Origin of the sequence: Thalassospira australica (assembly GCF_044790785.1) — a bacterium.
Lineage (GTDB): Bacteria > Pseudomonadota > Alphaproteobacteria > Rhodospirillales > Thalassospiraceae > Thalassospira > Thalassospira australica_A.
The window spans coordinates 1,770,371-1,788,278 of the sequence record NZ_CP085258.1; the positions used below are offsets into that span (position 1 = coordinate 1,770,371).

Annotated in this window: 14 protein-coding genes; 6 read left to right on the top strand and 8 right to left on the bottom strand. The window is 54.8% G+C overall.

Going from position 1 to position 17,908, the window contains the following annotated elements; genetic code table 11:
• Nucleotides 1–40: 40 nt before the first annotated feature.
• Both LG297_RS08545 and LG297_RS08550 read right to left on the bottom strand, forming a co-directional pair.
• A complete protein-coding gene (locus LG297_RS08545; RefSeq protein ID WP_404426488.1) occupies nucleotides 41–1,885 on the bottom strand; it encodes an adenylate/guanylate cyclase domain-containing protein in 1,845 nt (614 codons plus the stop codon).
• A gap of 45 nt (nucleotides 1,886–1,930) precedes the next feature.
• On the bottom strand, nucleotides 1,931–2,368 hold the full coding sequence (locus LG297_RS08550) for an Lrp/AsnC family transcriptional regulator (RefSeq protein ID WP_404426489.1): 438 nt from the start codon (nucleotides 2,366–2,368) through the stop codon (nucleotides 1,931–1,933).
• A 176-nt stretch (nucleotides 2,369–2,544) separates the two neighbouring features.
• On the opposite strand from LG297_RS08550, the gene LG297_RS08555 reads away from it, so the two are divergent.
• The 4 genes from LG297_RS08555 (at nucleotide 2,545) to LG297_RS08570 (ending at nucleotide 9,600) form a co-directional block, all read left to right on the top strand.
• Nucleotides 2,545–3,627 carry a saccharopine dehydrogenase C-terminal domain-containing protein gene (locus LG297_RS08555; RefSeq protein ID WP_404426490.1) on the top strand — a complete coding sequence of 361 codons (1,083 nt, stop codon included), beginning with the start codon at nucleotides 2,545–2,547 and terminating at the stop codon, nucleotides 3,625–3,627.
• Between the two features lie 187 nt (nucleotides 3,628–3,814).
• On the top strand, nucleotides 3,815–6,226 hold the full coding sequence (locus LG297_RS08560; protein WP_404426491.1) for a tetratricopeptide repeat protein: 2,412 nt from the start codon (nucleotides 3,815–3,817) through the stop codon (nucleotides 6,224–6,226).
• Between the two features lie 141 nt (nucleotides 6,227–6,367).
• The gene (locus LG297_RS08565; RefSeq protein WP_404426492.1) at nucleotides 6,368–7,594 is read left to right on the top strand and encodes an HlyD family secretion protein; all 1,227 of its coding nucleotides are present in this window, start codon (nucleotides 6,368–6,370) and stop codon (nucleotides 7,592–7,594) included.
• Complete coding sequence (locus tag LG297_RS08570; RefSeq protein ID WP_404426493.1) at nucleotides 7,591–9,600, top strand: glycosyltransferase; 2,010 nt, start codon at nucleotides 7,591–7,593, stop codon at nucleotides 9,598–9,600. The genes LG297_RS08565 and LG297_RS08570 overlap by 4 nt, the downstream gene beginning before the upstream one ends.
• Here LG297_RS08570 and LG297_RS08575 read toward each other — a convergent pair.
• From LG297_RS08575 to LG297_RS08585, 3 genes are all read right to left on the bottom strand, one after another.
• Entirely contained in the window at nucleotides 9,595–10,101 is a 507-nt protein-coding gene (locus LG297_RS08575; protein ID WP_404426494.1) for a universal stress protein, read from the bottom strand. The two genes, LG297_RS08570 and LG297_RS08575, sit on opposite strands and share 6 nt — an antisense overlap.
• A gap of 238 nt (nucleotides 10,102–10,339) precedes the next feature.
• Nucleotides 10,340–11,098: a TIGR02186 family protein gene (locus LG297_RS08580; RefSeq protein WP_404426495.1), complete on the bottom strand. Its 759-nt coding sequence runs from the start codon at nucleotides 11,096–11,098 to the stop codon at nucleotides 10,340–10,342.
• Nucleotides 11,098–12,021 (bottom strand): sulfite exporter TauE/SafE family protein, encoded by a 924-nt coding sequence (locus LG297_RS08585; protein WP_404426496.1) that lies wholly within the window; start codon nucleotides 12,019–12,021, stop codon nucleotides 11,098–11,100. Before LG297_RS08585 ends, LG297_RS08580 begins: the two co-directional genes overlap by 1 nt.
• Before the next feature lie 119 nt (nucleotides 12,022–12,140).
• On the opposite strand from LG297_RS08585, the gene LG297_RS08590 reads away from it, so the two are divergent.
• Together LG297_RS08590 and LG297_RS08595 are read left to right on the top strand one after the other, a co-directional pair.
• The gene (locus LG297_RS08590) at nucleotides 12,141–12,395 is read left to right on the top strand and encodes a sulfurtransferase TusA family protein (protein ID WP_404426497.1); all 255 of its coding nucleotides are present in this window, start codon (nucleotides 12,141–12,143) and stop codon (nucleotides 12,393–12,395) included.
• A gap of 47 nt (nucleotides 12,396–12,442) precedes the next feature.
• Entirely contained in the window at nucleotides 12,443–12,925 is a 483-nt protein-coding gene (locus LG297_RS08595; protein ID WP_404426498.1) for a GNAT family N-acetyltransferase, read from the top strand.
• Nucleotides 12,926–12,949: 24 nt separating this feature from the next.
• On the opposite strand, the gene LG297_RS08600 is transcribed toward LG297_RS08595, so the two are convergent.
• The 3 genes from LG297_RS08600 to LG297_RS08610 are packed head-to-tail and all read right to left on the bottom strand — an operon-like array spanning nucleotide 12,950 to nucleotide 17,891.
• On the bottom strand, nucleotides 12,950–14,320 hold the full coding sequence (locus LG297_RS08600; RefSeq protein WP_404426499.1) for a DUF2336 domain-containing protein: 1,371 nt from the start codon (nucleotides 14,318–14,320) through the stop codon (nucleotides 12,950–12,952).
• Entirely contained in the window at nucleotides 14,317–16,056 is a 1,740-nt protein-coding gene (locus tag LG297_RS08605) for a diguanylate cyclase domain-containing protein (protein ID WP_404426500.1), read from the bottom strand. Before LG297_RS08605 ends, LG297_RS08600 begins: the two co-directional genes overlap by 4 nt.
• Nucleotides 16,053–17,891 (bottom strand): EAL domain-containing protein, encoded by a 1,839-nt coding sequence (locus LG297_RS08610; protein ID WP_404426501.1) that lies wholly within the window; start codon nucleotides 17,889–17,891, stop codon nucleotides 16,053–16,055. The genes LG297_RS08605 and LG297_RS08610 overlap by 4 nt, the downstream gene beginning before the upstream one ends.
• Nucleotides 17,892–17,908: the final 17 nt, after the last annotated feature.

Sequence of the window (17,908 nt, forward strand, 5' to 3'; positions counted from 1 at the left end):
TTACTGATGAATGATCGCGATGGAAAGAATATCGCGTGCATCAGGGGCGACAGGTGTAAAGCAGGGTTTCTGTATGGCGGCCACGTAACTGGATTTGACCGGCCTTTACCACCCGTTCCGGATCCGAAAGCAGATCGCGCGTGCTGTCCGAGAGCAGGATACGCGTCCCAAGCACCTTGTTTTCGCGTTCAAGCCGCGATGCTGTATTGACGGCATCACCGTGAACGGTAAAGGACAGGCGCGCACTGGCGCCGACATTCCCCGCAACCATACGCCCGGTATTCACGCCGCAACGACACCGGATCGACAACCCGTCGAACTGCCGGGTTTCGACCGCATTCTGAATGGCGATGGCGGAATCAAGGGCAGCATCGGCGTGGTCCTGCAATTCGTCGAATGCGTTGAATACCGCAAGAATTGCATCGCCTTGGAACTGGGTGATGATGCCGCCATGTTCCTCGATAATGTTGGTCGCACAATCGAAATAGGCGTTCAGCATCGAAATGATCTGCTGGGGATCAAGTTCCTCGCACAGACTGGTGAAATCTTCGATATCGACAAACAGAACCGTGGCTTCGCATTGTTGCGGGGGCAGAACCCCGGAATCCGTTCCGGATGCCAACAATTTTCTGGCAATCGATGCGGGCAGGAATTTACCAAACAGGCTGCTGATCCGTTCGCGATCATGTACCGCCTTGATCATGTGGTTGAAGGACCGGGCAGCATCATCATATTCGCGAATACGGCTGCCTTTCAGGTCGGGGAAATCTTGATTGTCGATACTGCCGTCTTCAAAGGTGCGTGCAGCCGCGGCAAAGCGGCGGATCGGTTTGGTAAAGTGGCGGGCTATGATGATTGCCACGATGATCGACAAAAACAGGACGGCCCCGCCGATCACCGAGGCCAGAATCAGCCGGTTCCATTCATCGTCAAACAGTTCTTCTTTGAAATGAAGGCCGATGATGATCGGTGAAAACGGGGTGTCCATCATCTGTTTGGTGACGATCATCGAATAGCGACCGTCAAGATCAAGCCCGGAAAGGCGAAGGTTCTGGCTTTGACCGCGCGGGTTGCCACTGTTGCTGATATCAATGGCTTCGGATTTGCCGATATTGGCCAGCACCGGATCACCGATATCGTTGATCGTCGGAAGCGGTATCGGGCTGCGCGCGACGTCGGCCCCGTTCACCAGTGCGGATGCCGTACTATCCCCCCATTCGCGCAAACGCGGATGGGCCATGACGCGGTTGCCTGCAATCAGGACAAAGGGAACGCCGGGCAAATCTTCGCGTCCGCGGATCAGGCTGTTGGAAAGGTTGGACAGCGACAGATACTGGATGAAAGTGCCAAGATAACGTCCGTCAAGGAACAGTGGAATCCAGTCGGCAATCACCGTTTGTTTGAAATAAGGGTCCCAACGCGGGAAGCTGGTGTGATTGACGGTTGGCCCGCGCAAATGCGCCAGTTCCGAGAAAAGCACATCATCAGCAGGCAGGGTGCGGCGGATTTCGCGCATGTCTTCGGGGTCATAGCCGATGAACTGGCGATCACCCGTGATCAGGCCATAGGCCATCACATCCATTTGGGATGCCGAAAGCGCGCGCATCGCATTGTTCCAGCCGTATTGGAAGCTTGGATCAAGTGCACCACTGGCGACCTGATCCGCGACCCATATGGCCCGTTTACCCACATTTTCCATTCGTTCATGCATGGTGCGCTGGACCGATGTCAGGTCCAGATCGCTTAGCATGACCCAAAGGTTTCGGGTATTTTGATAGGCTGCGCCAAGCCCGACATAAAGTGAAATGCCGACGCCGAGAATGCTGGTGACGGAAAAGCCGGCAAGCAGAACAGTCAGGACGGAATATCTGCGTTTTTCAGCCAATTTTTTGAAAATTCCTGAACAATGGCTCCCCAACCCGTGAGCAGTCTATCGACGATCGAACTTCGTGGAAAGGATGATTGAGCTTGCGGTGCGTTTAATGCCGGGCAGGGCGCCGATCCGGTCCAGTACTTTATCGAGTTCTTCGGACGTATCGGCAGCGATTTCGGCAATCAGATCATATTCTCCCGAAATCGCAAGACAGCGAATGCAATGGGTTATTTTCTGAAGCGCGCCGACGACCCCGGCCGATTGTTTCTGTTCGACCTGTATCATGACTTCGGCAAGCAGAAGCGATCTGGCTTCTTCGCCAAGCTGCACGGTATATCCCGTTATGATTTTTGCCTTTTCAAGGCGTTCAAGGCGTTCCTGAACGGCACTGCGCGAGAGATCGACATCGCGGGCAAGGGCCGCAATCGGCGTGCGGGCGTTTTGCTGCAACCGGGCGATCAGGCGGCGGTCAATATCATCAAGGTTTCGTTTCATCGGTATTGCCCGTCATTTTAACGGTTAAATCATGGGAAATGACAGTATCGCCGGGTTGTAACCGGCAGTCCAGCGGAAGACCATTAAAGCAGCATAACAATAACGTTATCAGGGCCGTATCAGGCAGGACAGCGCATCACATGCGGTCTCAGACGTCAAAATGGGAGTTTGCCAAAATGAAAAAGGTTTTGATTCTTGGTGCCGGTAAAATCGGTCGTATTGCTGCTGTCATGCTGCATGAAAGCGGTGCATATGCGGTGACACTGGCCGATTCCAACGGCCATATGCTTGAAATTTGTGCCAGGGACGACGCGGCAACACTGGTGAAGGTCGATGTCACCGACGAGGTTGCCCTGACCGAGGTTGCAAAGGGGCATGATGCGATCCTGTCGACCTGTCCGTTTTACCTGAATGTTGCAATTGCGCGTGTCGCACGGGCTGTTGGGGCATCCTACTTCGATGTTACCGAAGATGTCGAAACCACCCGTGCCATCCGTGATATTGCCAAGGATGCCGACGGGGCGTTTGTACCGCAATGCGGTCTGGCACCGGGCTTTATTTCAATCGCCGCCCATGATCTTTTCAAGCGGTTCGATAGCGTTCAGAACCTGCGTCTTCGTGTCGGTGCCCTGCCGCAAAACCCGACCAACCGGTTGAAATATAACCTGACCTGGTCGACCGATGGCCTGATCAACGAATATCTGAACCCGTGCGAAGCGATCCATAAGGGCAAACGCATCGAAGTTCTGCCGCTGGAGGGGTATGAGCGTTTCACCATTGATGGCACGGAATATGAAGCCTTTAACACATCGGGCGGGGTCGGTGCGCTTTGCGATATGCTGGAAGGCAAGGTCGAAAACCTTGATTACAAGACAGTGCGCTATCCCGGTCATCAGGAAATCCTGAAAATCCTGATCGAGGACCTTGGCCTTGGCAAACGCCCCGATCTGATGAAGGAAATCTTTGAAAAGTCTCTGCCGATTACAAGCCAGGACGTGATTGTGATCTTTGCCGATGCCATCGGCACCCGTGACGGCGAACTGTGCGAGGAAAACTTCATCCGCAAGGTTCACGGAACGGTTATCGGTGGCAAGAACTGGTCGGCGATCCAGATTACAACGTCGGCCGGGCTTTGTGCCGTCATGGATATGGTCCTGACCGGGAAGCTGGCGGGCAGGGGGTATATCCGCCAGGAACAGGTTGCGCTTGACGATTTGCTTGCCAACCGCTTCGGCCGTTATTTCAGCCACGAGGGCTGATCAATAACCCTTCACATCATGCTTTTTGGCATGATGACGAACTTTGCCACCCGGTCTTGTCAGGCCGGGTGGTTTTTGTGTGTGCTTGCCATAGTCAGGACCCATATTTTGTGGCAAAGACGTGGTTTGTTAACGCTTGGTCACTATGGTGATCGATTAAACAAACTCTCGGGTGGCGATACGATCCTTGTCTGATCTTGGCGAGATGTTCCGGTTTGCAATCGACCTGTTTGAAACGGGTCAACTGGCGGAGGCTGAAAGCGCCTGCCGCAAGATGACGCTTGCCTATCCGCAAGCGGCAGAAGCCATGCATCTGGCCGGTCTGGTTGCCATGAAACAGGGCAATAACGACATTGCTGCCGAACGCATGGGCCGTGCGGCAATCGCCGATGCCAACAATGCCGAAATACAGCATGATCATGCACAGGCCTTGAAGGCAGCAGGGAAATTGCGCGAAGCAATCGGTGCGTTCAAGCGTGCGATTCGCCTGTGCCCGGATTCTCCGGCGCTTTACTGCAATATCGCCAATACCTATCGCCAGCTTGATGAACTTGAACTGGCGCATGAAAACTACATGCAGGCGCTTGGACTGGCGCCCGATGTTGCCGAAATTCACGCCAATCTCGGGGCCTGCCAATATGCCATGGGCGATATCGCCGGGGCAGAGGTATCCTGTACGACGGCATTGAAGCTGCGTGACGATATCGTCAATGCGCTGGTTCTGATGGGGCAGATCAGGCTCGATCAGGGGCGAACTGTTTCCGCATCCGAACCGCTTTTACGTGCGCTTGAACTGCAACCCGGCCATCAGCGCGCCCTGACAGCCTATGGCGACGCGCTTTTCAGGCTGGGCCAGTTTGCTGGTGCCTTGCATTGCTTGCGACAGGTTCTTGCCCTTGATCCGCAGGATGCGGGTGCCAGACGCACACTGGCGCTTTTGTATTTGCGCACCGGCCAGGGGACCGAGGCAATTGGCGCATTGGAAGCCCTTTTGCATGCCAACCCGGAAGATGCAGAACTTCTTCTGATGATGGGGGAGGCATTAAGCCTGGCCGGGCGTCATAGCGAAGCGGTTGAACGGTTCGGTGCCGCCATCGGTGCGGGCGGCGGGGATGATGCGGTTTTCCGGCTGGCGGTTGAATTGGCCGAAGAAGGCGACGCTGCATCGGCCCAATCGGTTTTGCAGAACGCGATTGATCGCAAGATCGCCCTTGGCGATAACACGGCCCTGTTCCGTACGGCGCGCCGTTTGCTGTTTGCGCCGGTTCCGGCCGATCTGGCGGCGCAGAATGATGAAGTTGTGCGCGATCTTCTTGATGATACGCTTGATGACGATGATCTTGACTTTGATCTGGGCCAGACGGATCTGATCGATCCGATCACCCTGACACGTTTCCCGCCGGTTTGGCGTGCGGCCCTTCGTCCCGAAGGTGATGCGCAATTGCGTGCGGTCGGCCATTATTGGGAACGTCTGGTTTCGGGCTATGACGTGCCTCATGTCACCGAACGTACCCGCCATGCGGACGGCAAGGTCCGGTTGGGTATAGTATCGTCCAATATGCGCGATAACGGTATCGGGCGCTGGATCGCGGGGCTGGTTCGCGCCATTGATCGCGACCGGTTCGATATCACCGTGATCCGCCCGCCGCTGGGCGAGGATGACGTGACCGCACGGATTGATGCCGAGGCCGATCTGGTGGTGCCATTGCCGCTTGATCCGCTGCATTCTGCGCGCGTGATTGCGGGGCTTGATCTTGATGTTCTGCATTATGTCGATCCGCAGGCCGATGCCTATACGATGTTGCTGGCAGCGTGGCGTTTGGCGCCGCTGCAGATTGCCGGGGGCGGAATTGCCGCGACCACCGGACTTTCCAACATTGATTGCCACCTGATTGCCGAAGATTGGGAAACCGCAGGTGGCGAGACCCGCTTTAGCGAGGAACTGATCCGTTTACCGGGCCTGTTTGTAAATGCTTCCTGCCCGGAAGAAATCATCTTGTCGCCTGGCGATCTGCAACGACGCTGGCGGATCGATCCGGATCGCAATACCTATCTTTGTCCGCAGCCGCTTGATGTTCTGACCGCTGATTTCGATCCGCTGATTGCCGAAATCCTGCGGCTGGATGAAACTGCGGAACTGTTGCTGATCGCGCCTGAGCGCGATAGCTGGGACGCGGCATGGGGGCGGCGGTTTGCGGTCAATTATGCCGATGTTGCCGGGCGCATGCGCTTTGTCTCGGTTCATAGCCGTGCCGATCTTCATTCGTTGCTATGTGCGGTGGATGTCGTTCTTGAAAGTCCGGCATGGAACGATGCCATGCTGGCATTCGATTGCCTTGGCCTTGGCGTGCCGTTGGTGACCCTGCCGGGCAAGGCTGCACGTTCACGGCGCAGCCATACCTGTTATCGACAGATTTCCGTCTTCGATTGTGTTGCCTACCATCCGGCGGATTATGTCGAGACAGCGCTGACACTGGCGATGGACAAACGCCGCCGGTCGGTCGTTTCGCAGGCAATCCGTACGCGTGCCCATATTCTTTTCGGGCAACGGTCATCCTTTGACGCCTATATGAACTTCCTTGAAGATCGCACAAACTGATCTGAAAAGCGGTTATTTGCGGTCTGGATTGCGGAAAATATCATTTAATATCAGCTGTCAATCTTGAAAATTGCTGGTGACACTCTCAAACTTGGTTTGTTGCGTGCATTAATACGCAACCAAAAGTAGGTGGAGAGGCTGATGAAATTCGGACTGACTCCGGGGCATATGGTCCGCTTGGGTTTTGCCGGTGTCGTATTGATTGTTGCGGTTTGGCAATTGGCACCGCTGACGCTTTCAAATATCCGTTCCAACGGAGTTGTCAATGCGCGTCTTGTCACCATGCAGGCACCGATCAGTGGTCAATTGGTGCGGGCGTTACCCAATGTTGGAGAACAGGTAATATCGGGGCAAGCCGTTACGCGAATTATTGATGACACTGAACCGCGCGCTTTGCTTGCACAGCTTGATTCCGAAAACCAGTTGCTTAGGTCACGCGCAGAGGCTCTTCAGGAAAAACTTGATGCCATGACAGCGATCCGTGCCGAGCTTGAGGAACGGGTAAGTGACATGATTTCAAGTTCCCAGGAGAATCTGCATTTCCGCCTGATTGAACTTGAAGCCCGCCAGAAAAGCTGGGAGGCAGTCGTACGCGAACGCCGTCTTGCTCTTGATCGTAGCCAGGCACTTTTAGCGGACGGTCATGTCACCCGTGTGCGGGTCGAGGAAAACCAATCCCTGCTGGAACAGGCAGAGCAGGAAGTGCTGCGTGCCAAGGCAGATTCAGAACGGTTGCGCCGTGAAAGTGAATCGATTGGTCGCGGGGTTTTTGTTGGCGACGGTCAAAATGACGTTCCCTATTCGCGCCAGCGCCTTGACGAGGTTGTCTTGTCTGTCGCAGATTTGAAAGTCCAGCTTGCCGAAACACGTGGTCGTATGGCTGCGGTTGAACGTCAGTTCAGAGAGGAAGCCGAACGGGCGGGGCGTAGAGAATCCACGCTGGTCCGCAGTCCTCTTGACGGTATTGTCTGGCGCCGGATCGCGGCCGAACTTTCGACGGTGACGCGTAATGATGATCTGGCAAAGGTGCTTGATTGTTCGCAGATTTTTGTCGAGGTGCCGGTTGACGAGGGGATGGCAGACAAGCTTTCTACGGGAAGCAGTGTCGAAATCAGGCTTCAGGGGGCGCAATCAACATATCAAGGCATTGTCGCGGGAATTAGGGGGACACGTGCCGTGTCACCCGACATAGAATTTGCTGCGTTGCCGCCACTTCTGAAAAAAGATGAAGTCTTGCTGGTAATTGATATCCCTGATTCCGGCTTCGATCAGCAGATCGGTACTTTTTGCAATGTCGGTCGCCGGGTTGAAGTTCAGATTCCAAGCCGCCTGTCAGGTTTGTTCGGGTCTGAAGAGGATGAAGGATGACCGGCTGGCTTGAATTTGCGCCGTTGGCAATTGTTGTTTCGCTTATGGTACTTGTCGCGCCGGTGCTCCGGCGTGATGCATTGTGGGCACGCTGGCTGATTATAATCTTTCTAATCGTGCTGGTTGCCCGCTATTTACCCTGGCGGATCAACGTCACCGTCTTGCCGGCTGACCTGGCAACGTTTCAGGGATGGTGGATATGGTTTCTATTCGTCATCGAGATTGTCTTTCTGTGCGATATGCTCCGCCAATCGGCATTGCATTTACGGATTGTGGATCGCAGTGCAGAGGCCAGTGCGGCCTTTGCCCGATTGGAGGCCCGTCCCGAGGACGACTGGCCATCGATTGACGTGTTTATTCCAACCTATAACGAACCGCTTGATGTGGTGGAGCGCAGCATTGTCGGCGCACTTTCACTGGATTATCCCAATTTCAGAGTTTGGGTGCTGGATGATGGCAAGCGAGACTGGCTGCGTGATTTTTGTGCGCAGAAGGGAGCTAAATACATCACCCGCCCGGACGGTACACATGCAAAGGCCGGAAATATCAATAATGCGCTGAAACAGACGGATGGTGATTTTGTTTGTATTTTCGATGCGGATTTCGTGCCTTATCGTCGTTTTCTGAAACGTGTTACGGGCCTGTTTGAAGATGACACCGTAGGGGTCGTACAAACACCGCAGCATTTTTTCAACAAGGACCCGATGCAGCGCAATTTGTGGATTGCGGACCGTTGGCCTGATGAACAGCGACTTTTCTTCGATCATATCGCGCCGTCTCTGGACGCTTGGGATTCAATGTTTTGTTGTGGTTCCTGCATGGTGATGCGCCGCAAAGCACTGGATGCAATCGGTGGCGTGCCGACCGCATCAATTACCGAAGATATTTTGACAACGCTAGAAATGCTGCGAAAGGGATACAGGACCCGCTATCTGAATGAAAAACTGTCAATCGGACTTGCTGCCGAGAGCCTGCTGGCATTTTACACACAGCGTGAACGCTGGTGCCAAGGCGGAATTCAAACGCTTTTCCTCAAGTCAGGTCCGTTGGGGCCAGGGCTTGGTCTGTGGCAGCGGATATTACTGTTTCCGATCTATTGGGTTTTTCACATACCGGCACGATTGCTGGTGGTTCTGATTCCGATACTTTATTTCTGGTTTGATCTGCAGCCCCTTGAGAACGCCCGAAGCTGGGAAATATTTTACTGGCAATTACCTGTATTGGCTGGTGGATGGGGCGCGGCCATGTGGCATAACGGGCGGCAGGCTTATCCCATTCTGAATGACGGTCCTGCCATTCTGGTTTCCCTGCGGCTTTTTCCTGTTGTGGTGTCATCGTTGATCAGGCCATTTGGCACACCGTTTAAGGTAACACCCAAAGGATCTCAGTCAGGACTGGGCAACTCCCTAAACGAAGCCATCCTGATTTTTGTTCTTCTGGCGCTTACTGTTGCCGGTTTTCTGGTTAATATCAGTTCGGATATTCGAATTATCGAGAACGCCGATTTTATGGCGGTAGGCGGTCTTTGGGCCGTAATTAACGCCGCAACTCTGATGCTGGCGTTGTTGATGTGTTTTGAAAGTCCGGTCCAGCGCAGTCAGGAAAGGTTTCCGGTGCGCCTTCCGATCTGCCTTCGCAGTGATGACGATATCGCGCTTGTCGATATCAGGGTTCTTGATATTTCGCTGGGCGGTGCCCGTCTTGAAACCAGTGATCCGCGAGCGGCAGGCTCGGGGTTTTCAGAAGGACAGCACGTCGTAGTGGTTTCCGAATTTCTGCCAAAAATCGAAGGGACTTTGACACGGTCCTTTTTGGACAAAAAGACCGGAAAATACGTTCTGGCATTGGATTTTGAACCCGAGCCCACCGGGAATGCACGTGACTCTCTTATCCGTGTCTTATACACAACCGGTTACGACAACGCTGCTCAGGCGGGGAAAAGTTCCAGTTTATGGCAAGGTGTCCTCCGCCGATTCTTTGGTAAAGGACCACATCGCCGATCATGAAAGCGCATCGATGTCTGCTTCCGACAATGCCGCCGGGACAATGGTCAGGGGCAGGCGCAACTGGCCGACAACATCCCGGTTGGTCAGGGCGGTAATCAGCGGGCCGGGGCCGTCGCTGTTGGTGCCGGCGGCCAGAACCAGAATGGAAATCTGTTCTTCTTCTTCCAGAACCTTGAGAAGTTCGTCCTTCAGACGGCCCTCACGAATGAACAGAAGTGGCATCGAGCCGGTTTGTTCATGCACATAGGCGGCCAGTTCGTTGATACGGTTTTCGGCATTTTCGCGGGCCTCTTCCTGCATCAGATCGCCAACGGCCATCCAGTGCTGAAATTCGGCTGGTTCGATGACGCTTAGCAATGCAACGCGTCCGCCGGTATGTTGTGCGCGGCGACAGGCATATCGAAGTGCCTTGGTCATTTCGTCACTGTCGTCAACCACTACAAGGAATGTGCGATCCGAGGTGGCAGCGCGCAGTTCATGGTCGGCATCAAATGAATTCATGTCGTCCTGCCCTGGATAAAAAAGGGGTTCGGATGCGTTGGCACCAATTTGCGGGGCGAGGCGCTAGCATACCGGAGGGAAAGTTTGCCGTAACTTAGCGCCGGTTTCCAAGCTATTTTTCGTATATCCCGACGAAGAAAATATCATTTCGCGTTCGCACAGTTAAATTTTGCACGTGCGAATATGCCCGTAGAGGACGGCAATTCCGCAATAGTTCAATCGGTGACTGAATCCCGGATTACCTTCTGCGGAACATGACGCTCGCAACCCACCCGGCGGCAACCGCGATGATCACGGCGATGATACCGTAAAGTGCGGAATAGCGATGTGCGAAGTCAAAAACCTCTGCACTGACACCGGTTTTGGACACGACCAGCGGTGTCGTCTTAACGCTGGCAATACGCCCGTCCCGGATCAGATAGACATTGATGGTATAGGTGCCGGTTGGCGTGTTGGCTGGAAAGTGGATATTGGTTCGGAACAACTGGTTGGACAGGAAACTGATTTTTGCCGGGCGCTGATTGAAAAGACCGGCCGCGCGCATATTCCGCAGCAGGGCATCGCGGTAATCGCTGCTGCTGCGGTCCTTGTCGTCGATTTCGGTAACAAACCGCTGATGTTCTAGCCCGATGCGATAATCGTTATAAAGCTTGGAATTGGCGATGATTTCCATCGGCCGGTTCGAAGCGCTGGCATAATAGGCCGGCACATTACGGAAAGTAGCACTTTCGCTGTTGACCCAGATGCCAACTTTACGCTCCTTGCGCCGCACAACCATGTTCTGGTCCGGCCCCTTGACCGTGACAATTACATCGCCTTCGCTTTGTACCGCGCCAAACAAAAGCACGTCGGTCCCTGTAAAGCCGGTGGTGATCGCGACCAGATGATTTGAAAGATCGACAACCAGTGCTTCGGCGCGCGCACGTTCCGGCAGGATCACGGCAAATACCGTAACAACGGCAAGCAGCGAGCCAAGAATTGCACCGGGTTTGCGCATTACAAGTTCTCCGGCGCGATGGAATAAAGTTCGGTCGGTGTGATCACCAGATCGAACAGAAGCTTCAGACAGACCGAAAGAACCAGGAGGCCCAGCATGGCACGCAGATGTTCGGCTTTCAGCTTCGATCCGAATTGTGCGCCGAATTGTGCGCCGATAACCCCGCCGATCAGAAGCAGGATGGCAAGGGCAACATCGACAGTCTGTGTCTGAACCGATTGCAGAAAGGTCACGTTGGCAGTTACGAAAATAATCTGGAAAAGCGATGTTCCGATCACAACACTGGTCGGCATGCCAAGGATATAGATCATCGCCGGAACCATGACAAAGCCGCCGCCAACGCCCATAAGTGCGGTCAGAAGCCCGACAAACAGCCCGACAACAAGCGGCAACAGCGCGCTGATATAAAGGCCGGAGCGATAGAACCGCATTTTAAACGGCAGGCCGTGGACAAAACTGTGCTGATGTTTTTTGGTTCGGCGGATTTGCCCGCCGCGGCGCCGGGTACGGAAAATGGCGCGCGATGCCTCGATCAGCATCATGCCGCCGATGATCCCCAAAAAGATTACATAACAAAGTGAAATGACCAGATCGATCTGGCCAAGGGATCGCAACCAGGCAAACAGCCACACCCCGACTGTCGATCCGGCAATACCGCCAGCCAAAAGGACAAGACCCATTTTAAGATCGACATTGCCACGCCGCCAATGGGCGAAAACACCCGAAACCGAGGATGCAACAATCTGGTTTGCCGCCGTTGCAACCGATACAGCCGGAGGGATACCATAAAAAATCAAAAGCGGCGTGATCAGAAACCCGCCACCAACGCCAAACAGCCCGGACAAAAATCCGACGCCGCCGCCTAGCCCCAATATAAGGAAAATGTTTACCGACATCTCGGCAATAGGCAAATAGATTTGCATCGCAGGCGGGCAACAGCGTTTGATTGATTTTAGGAAATCAGTCTAACATATTGTGCAAATGCAACAATCGCCAATTCACTGATTGGCGGCGTTAAATCCGATTTTTTGTAAGGTTTTTCATGTCTCCTGCACCAGATGATCCTTTTGACCTTGTTCTTGACGCCCGCGGGTTGATTTGTCCGATGCCGGTACTAAAGGCAAAAAAGGCGTTGCGCGATGTTCCGGCGGGCGGTGTGCTCAAGGTTCTGGCAACCGATCCCGGTTCTGTCGCCGATATGAAATCCTTTTGCGAAATGACCGGAAACCGCCTGTTGTCATCGACACGGGAAAATGATGTGTTTATCTATCATATCGAACATCTGGCCGCGAAATAACCAGAAGACGCGCGACCCACCACGTCCGGAAATGAAAGTTGCCGCCCATGTCCGCCTCATCCTCGACCTTGCAATGGGTGCATTGTGCCTTTGACGACATGACGCCGCGTCAGGTTCACGACCTGTTTCGCCTGCGGCAGCAGATTTTTATCGTCGAACAGGAATGTATTTTTCCCGATATCGACGGGCTGGATCCGCTTTGTCAGCATGTTCTGGGATTGCTGGATGGCAGGGTGGTTGCCGCTGCGCGCATTGTGGCACCGGGTATCGATCCGGATCATTCCGCACAGGGACAACATCCGGCAATCGGGCGTGTTGTTGCCAGCCCGGATTTGCGCGGGCAGGGGATCGGGCGGAAACTGATGTTGCAGGCGATTGCATCCTGCGACGACAGTTTTACCGGCAAGGGCATATTCCTGAATGCCCAACTGTATCTGAAAAATTTCTACGAGGGGCTTGGCTTCATACAATTTGGCGAGGCGTTCTATGAAGATGGCATCGCCCATATTTCAATGCTGCGCACAGCCTGATTTTGGCAAGGCATCCGGGGCAGCCTAACGCAAGCCCACAGTTGCCATCCCGGTAAAGAATTCAAGCTGCCACTTCATGTCTTCTTCGCTAAGCGGGTATTCATTGCCCCGCGGATTAAGCGTCTGCCCCGGCGGTACATGGCCCAGTTTGACCTGTATTTTAACCGCGAGTTCCGCAGGAAGCCCCGCCTTCCATGTGAGGGAGACCACCCCCTTGGCCGAATGGGTGTTCAGGACCTTGCTGACTGCTTCTGGCGGGATTCCGGCAAGAACAGCCAGAGCCGCGCGTGCAAATTTGATATCGTTTGCCGCAAGTGCCTTGGAAACTTCCTGATCGGTCAGTTTGCCTTTGGCATGCAAGGCCAATGCCTTTTCATAGGAAGATTCTTCTTCCTCGTCGGCGGGCGCGGTTTCCGTACCCCCAGCATTGCCAGCAGCTTTCTTTTCGCGTTCTTTTTGTTTGGCCTTGCGGGTTTCAACCGATGTTTCGTCGCGCTTGTCGAATTCGCCCGATGCGATACGGCGGTTAACGACTTCACGCACAGCGTCGAGCTGATCTTGTTTAATGTCTTTGCGGCGTTCCAGCACGCTGATCAGGTTTTCGGCAACGAAGCGTGCCAGTTTGCCAGCAGCAGTTGGCGGCAATTGCGGGCGTTCGACCAGCGGCTCATGCCATTCCGGATAATCCGGGGCACGATCAATCAGCTGATCAAGGGTTTCTTCGCGGATCTGGGCCGATTTGTTACCCAAAAGATGGGAAATCGCATCCTTGTCGCTGCTGGCTGCAATCGCATCGGCCAGTTTTTCGCCAACATTACGCCGACGCGAGATAAAGCTGAGCGATCCACGCCCCACACTGCTTTCTATGATTTCAAGCAGGTCGTTTTCGGTCAGGACCGGCGAATATTGCAGAACGGGTCCGCATACGACACTTTCGGTATCGCGTGCCAGTTGCTGTATGACCGGCTGCGGCGCGTTGGCAATGTCCTTGAGCGTTTCGGAAATGACCTGCCGGACATGAACGGCCTGATCGCGGGCGAGTTTATCGAGCGCCTCATACGTCATCCGGCGCAGTTTATCGGTTTCGTTCGGTGTCAGTCCGGCCGACAGGTTGGCGATCTTCTCGGCAAGGCTGCCGCGAACGCTGTCGTCCTTGTCATCGGTCAAAAGGACATCGGCTTGCACCGGGGTTGCGTGGTTTGCCGCAATATGCCGCCGCACTGCAGAATCCGTATCGGTCGCAAGGTAATACAGGATTTCCGGTTTGGTATCGTGGCGCTGGGCCAGAACACCGCGAACATTCGCATCCGGGCTGGCAGCCATTTCCTTGGCTTCGTCATAAGTGATCGGGGTTTCCCGTCGCTTGGTGAATACCCGTTGCAAAAAACCCTTCATTGGGGTGTCTCCTGATCTTCTATTCTTGCCGGATCATTCGATCCGGGAGGGGCGGCAATACCGAAACTGCCTTTACCGTGTTTTTTGACCTGATACATGGTCTGATCGGCACGAAGCACAAGTTGCTCAAGCGGTTCTTTCGAACCGGCATCGCGTACAGCAATACCGACCGATATGCCAAGCGGGCGATCTTTGGCACCAGAAAACGAAGATAAGGAGGCACTTTTGTCAAGCAGGATGCGCGCGCGTTGCGATGCGGTTGCCATGTCGGCCCCGTCCAGCCAGATGACAAATTCATCGCCACCAAGTCGCGCAACCAGATCGACCGAACGCGTATTGTCCAACAGGATGCCGGTCAGGGCGAGAATGGCTTGATCCCCGGTCTGATGGCCGTGGACATCATTGACCAGCTTGAAATTGTCCATATCGACATACATCAGGGCCGCGGGCATATCGTCATGCACAAGGCGCGCATGACGGCGGCCAAGCTCGTCAAAAAAGGCCCGCCGGTTCAAAAGCCCGGTCAGGCCGTCGGTGCGCGACAGGGTGACAATCCGGTCGTGCTGGGCGGCCTGTTCAATGGCAATGCCGATCTGGTCGGACACTTCGGACATGATGGCGCGTTCGCCTTCGTTGGGGGCAGGATGATCCGCGTTGAAAATAAAGATCACCGCACCATTCACGGCCTGATGATAGTGGCAGCGCTGGGCAAGAACGCGATAGCTTTCTATTTCTGCCTCGAATACATCCTCGGCCTTGCCAAGCTGGTTCAAAGCCTGTTTGGCAATCGGATCGATATCCTCCGACCCGTGGCAGGCGACCATCTCGATCTCGTCCGTTTCCTCGTTGCGCCGGAAAATTGCACATCCTGCGCAAGCCAAAGCACGCGCGCTGGCGTCGGCGGCACCCTTAAGCACAAGTGTGGGATCGATTTCATCGCGCATGGTTCGTACGATATAGGTCATCAGCCGGTCGCGGTTTCGCGCGGTTGCGACCTCGCTTTCGCGGCGGCGTTGTTCGGTGATGTCATGGGCGAGGCCGCGCGTGCCGGTCCAGCGACCGTCGCGCGTGTAAACCGGGGTCGATGAGACAGCCAGACAGGCAGCATTGCCATTGGCCCGTTTAAGCCAGATCGGTACGTCACGTACCGCCTTCTGGCTGCGAAACACTATTTCGCTGTCCTGATCGGCGGTATCAAGAAGGAAATCAAGCGGTGAACGACCGACAAGGTCGTCGGCCTTGTATCCCAGCGCACCGCGCGGCGAGACAAAAATGAAATTGCCGCTTTCGTCGGTTTCCCATGCAAAGGCCGAGGATACCTCGACAATATCGCGATAGCGTTGCCGGGAATCGATGAGGGCATCGCGCAGATTGCGATCCATGCTGACATCGCGCGGCAATAGCAAAACACGATTGTCCGCCATCGGCAGGGCCGTCAGTTCAAGGGTTGCCGTGCCACGCTGCACCTCGAATGTCAGCAATTCAACAACCCCGCCCGGGGTCGTGATCGCGCGCAGCACAAGCTTGTTAATTTCGGGAAACAGGCCGTCACGAATGCCTTCGGCAAAGCTTCGGGCATTTTTGTTGGCAAACAAGGGCGTGCCGTTTGTATCCATCACCAGAACGGGGGCCTCGGCATCTGCCATTGTCTGCGGGTCCAGAACGAAGCCCTGGCCTGATGTCATATCGAAATGTTCCGACATTGCCTTGTCAGGATCCTTGTGGTGCCGGTTCATTTTCCGCCTCCGGCAGTATTGGCAGTCTGTTTCGAATGTGTCGATCCATGGGGGAGGGTGCCAAGGGTTATGGGTTTGCCAAGATGATAGCCTTGTCCGTAATCAATTCCCAGATCGCGCACCAGTTCGAAACTTTCCTGATCATAAATCATTTCGGCAATCGTATGGATGCCAAGGTCGCGGCATAAAAGCGCGGTTGCCTTGATAAAGGCGCGGCCTTTCGGGTTGGCAAGGGCCGTGCGCATTGCACCGCCGTCAAATTTGATAATGTCGACGTCAAGCGCACTCAGATATTCGAAATTGGCCGCACCCGCCCCGAAATCGTCAAGACAGACAAGATGGCCACGGGCGCGCAATCGTTGCAGGCCGTCATTGACATCGCGAAGCCCCTGAATGCGCGAGGTTTCGGTGACCTCGAACATGATCCGTGCCGGATCGATGTCATAGCGATCCAGAAGCTGTTCCAGTGCGGGCAGGAAATCCTGCTGTTCAAGGGAATGACCCGATAGGTTGACCGCGACCGAATGGCTGATCAGGTCGGCTTCATATAATGCATGATCCATAACTTTCTGGCACATCGCCAGATCAAATTCGGTAATCAGTCCCGTACCTTCGGCAAAATGGATGATCTGGTCTGCGGCAAGGGTGCTGCTGCCGTCATTGAAACGTGCAAGTGCTTCGTAATGATGCATTTTCCGGCTATCAAGATGCACAATTGGTTGCAATGCCACGGCAAAGGAGCCGTTCTGAACGATCTCGCGAAAGGCGCGAACCGATTTCAGGGTTTCCTGAATCAGATGCGGCAGGCTGGCCGAAAGGCGTTCGGCAGATACATCAGCATCGCTGCGATGTTGCAAACGGTGCAGCGCATAGGCAACTGCCCGCGTCAGGTTTGTTTCCCTTTCCCCGCTTGCAGCGTGTTGACGATTGTTTTGTGTCAGACGGTGAATGCCGCTGGCAAGGTCATAGTCGCGGCCAAACAGGTCATAGGCACCGGGCGGTGTGTCAGACGGGGCGGCTGTCAATTTCCCGGAACTGCCACGGACAAGGTTCGGATCGTTATGCGGCGAAGGGGCGCTGGCATCGTCGGTTTCTTCGATATCGCCAAGATCTGCACGCAATGCGCTGGCATAGGCGACGATCCGTCGTTCCAGTTCGATCATCGGCTCGTCAAGCATGCGGGTGTGGTGCAATTGGTCGTCGGCATTCCTGCGCGGGCCAATTCCGATACCGATCAAACGTGCAAGTTCGCCGGTTGCGTCGGTTTCTGCCTGACTGCGCAATGCCGCAAGATTTTCAAGGACGACAAGTGCTTCGCTGTGGTTTGACGGGCTGTGCAGGCCGGTTGCGTTTGCCATATCGGCCTTGTCCGTTCTGGTCACGGCCGAGGACAGCGCATTTTGCAAAATCAGCCGATCAATGCCCGATCGTGCCCGCGGCCGAATGGCCCGGTGGCGGGCGGCAATGAAATAACGCCTGACCGGTTCGGAAATCATATAGCCGCTAAGCGACAGGGGAACCGGACTGCCCGGGGCTGTGCCGTCATCCTCGGTCAGTTGGAAGTCAAGATCGAGTTCTTCAAGCCGCTTGATCCCCGAGCTTGCATGCAGATAGGCGCGTAAAAGCGGCCGTTCGGACCGGATGACCAGTTTGTCGAGCGCCTCGCCAATCAGTCGTTCCGGCGGGCAGCCCAAAAGGCTTTCGGTCGCACCAGCCACAAACAGGATATATCCGTTCTCGTCGACCTCAAGCAACATATCCGCCCAGCAGAACGCCATGGCAGCCAAAAGGTCGCGATCGTTCATTTCCGCTGAATAGCCGATATCGTCTGTCATACGAGAACCATCATCAT

Coding starts and splice junctions, on each gene's coding strand:
- LG297_RS08550 (WP_404426489.1), bottom strand. CDS start 2,368: ATGAAACGAAACCTTGATGATATTGACCGCCGCCTGATCGCCCGGTTG.
- LG297_RS08555 (WP_404426490.1), top strand. CDS start 2,545: ATGAAAAAGGTTTTGATTCTTGGTGCCGGTAAAATCGGTCGTATTGCT.
- LG297_RS08565 (WP_404426492.1), top strand. CDS start 6,368: ATGAAATTCGGACTGACTCCGGGGCATATGGTCCGCTTGGGTTTTGCC.
- LG297_RS08570 (WP_404426493.1), top strand. CDS start 7,591: ATGACCGGCTGGCTTGAATTTGCGCCGTTGGCAATTGTTGTTTCGCTT.
- LG297_RS08575 (WP_404426494.1), bottom strand. CDS start 10,101: ATGAATTCATTTGATGCCGACCATGAACTGCGCGCTGCCACCTCGGAT.
- LG297_RS08580 (WP_404426495.1), bottom strand. CDS start 11,098: ATGCGCAAACCCGGTGCAATTCTTGGCTCGCTGCTTGCCGTTGTTACG.
- LG297_RS08585 (WP_404426496.1), bottom strand. CDS start 12,021: ATGCAAATCTATTTGCCTATTGCCGAGATGTCGGTAAACATTTTCCTT.
- LG297_RS08590 (WP_404426497.1), top strand. CDS start 12,141: ATGTCTCCTGCACCAGATGATCCTTTTGACCTTGTTCTTGACGCCCGC.
- LG297_RS08595 (WP_404426498.1), top strand. CDS start 12,443: ATGTCCGCCTCATCCTCGACCTTGCAATGGGTGCATTGTGCCTTTGAC.
- LG297_RS08600 (WP_404426499.1), bottom strand. CDS start 14,320: ATGAAGGGTTTTTTGCAACGGGTATTCACCAAGCGACGGGAAACCCCG.
- LG297_RS08605 (WP_404426500.1), bottom strand. CDS start 16,056: ATGAACCGGCACCACAAGGATCCTGACAAGGCAATGTCGGAACATTTC.
- LG297_RS08610 (WP_404426501.1), bottom strand. CDS start 17,891: ATGACAGACGATATCGGCTATTCAGCGGAAATGAACGATCGCGACCTT.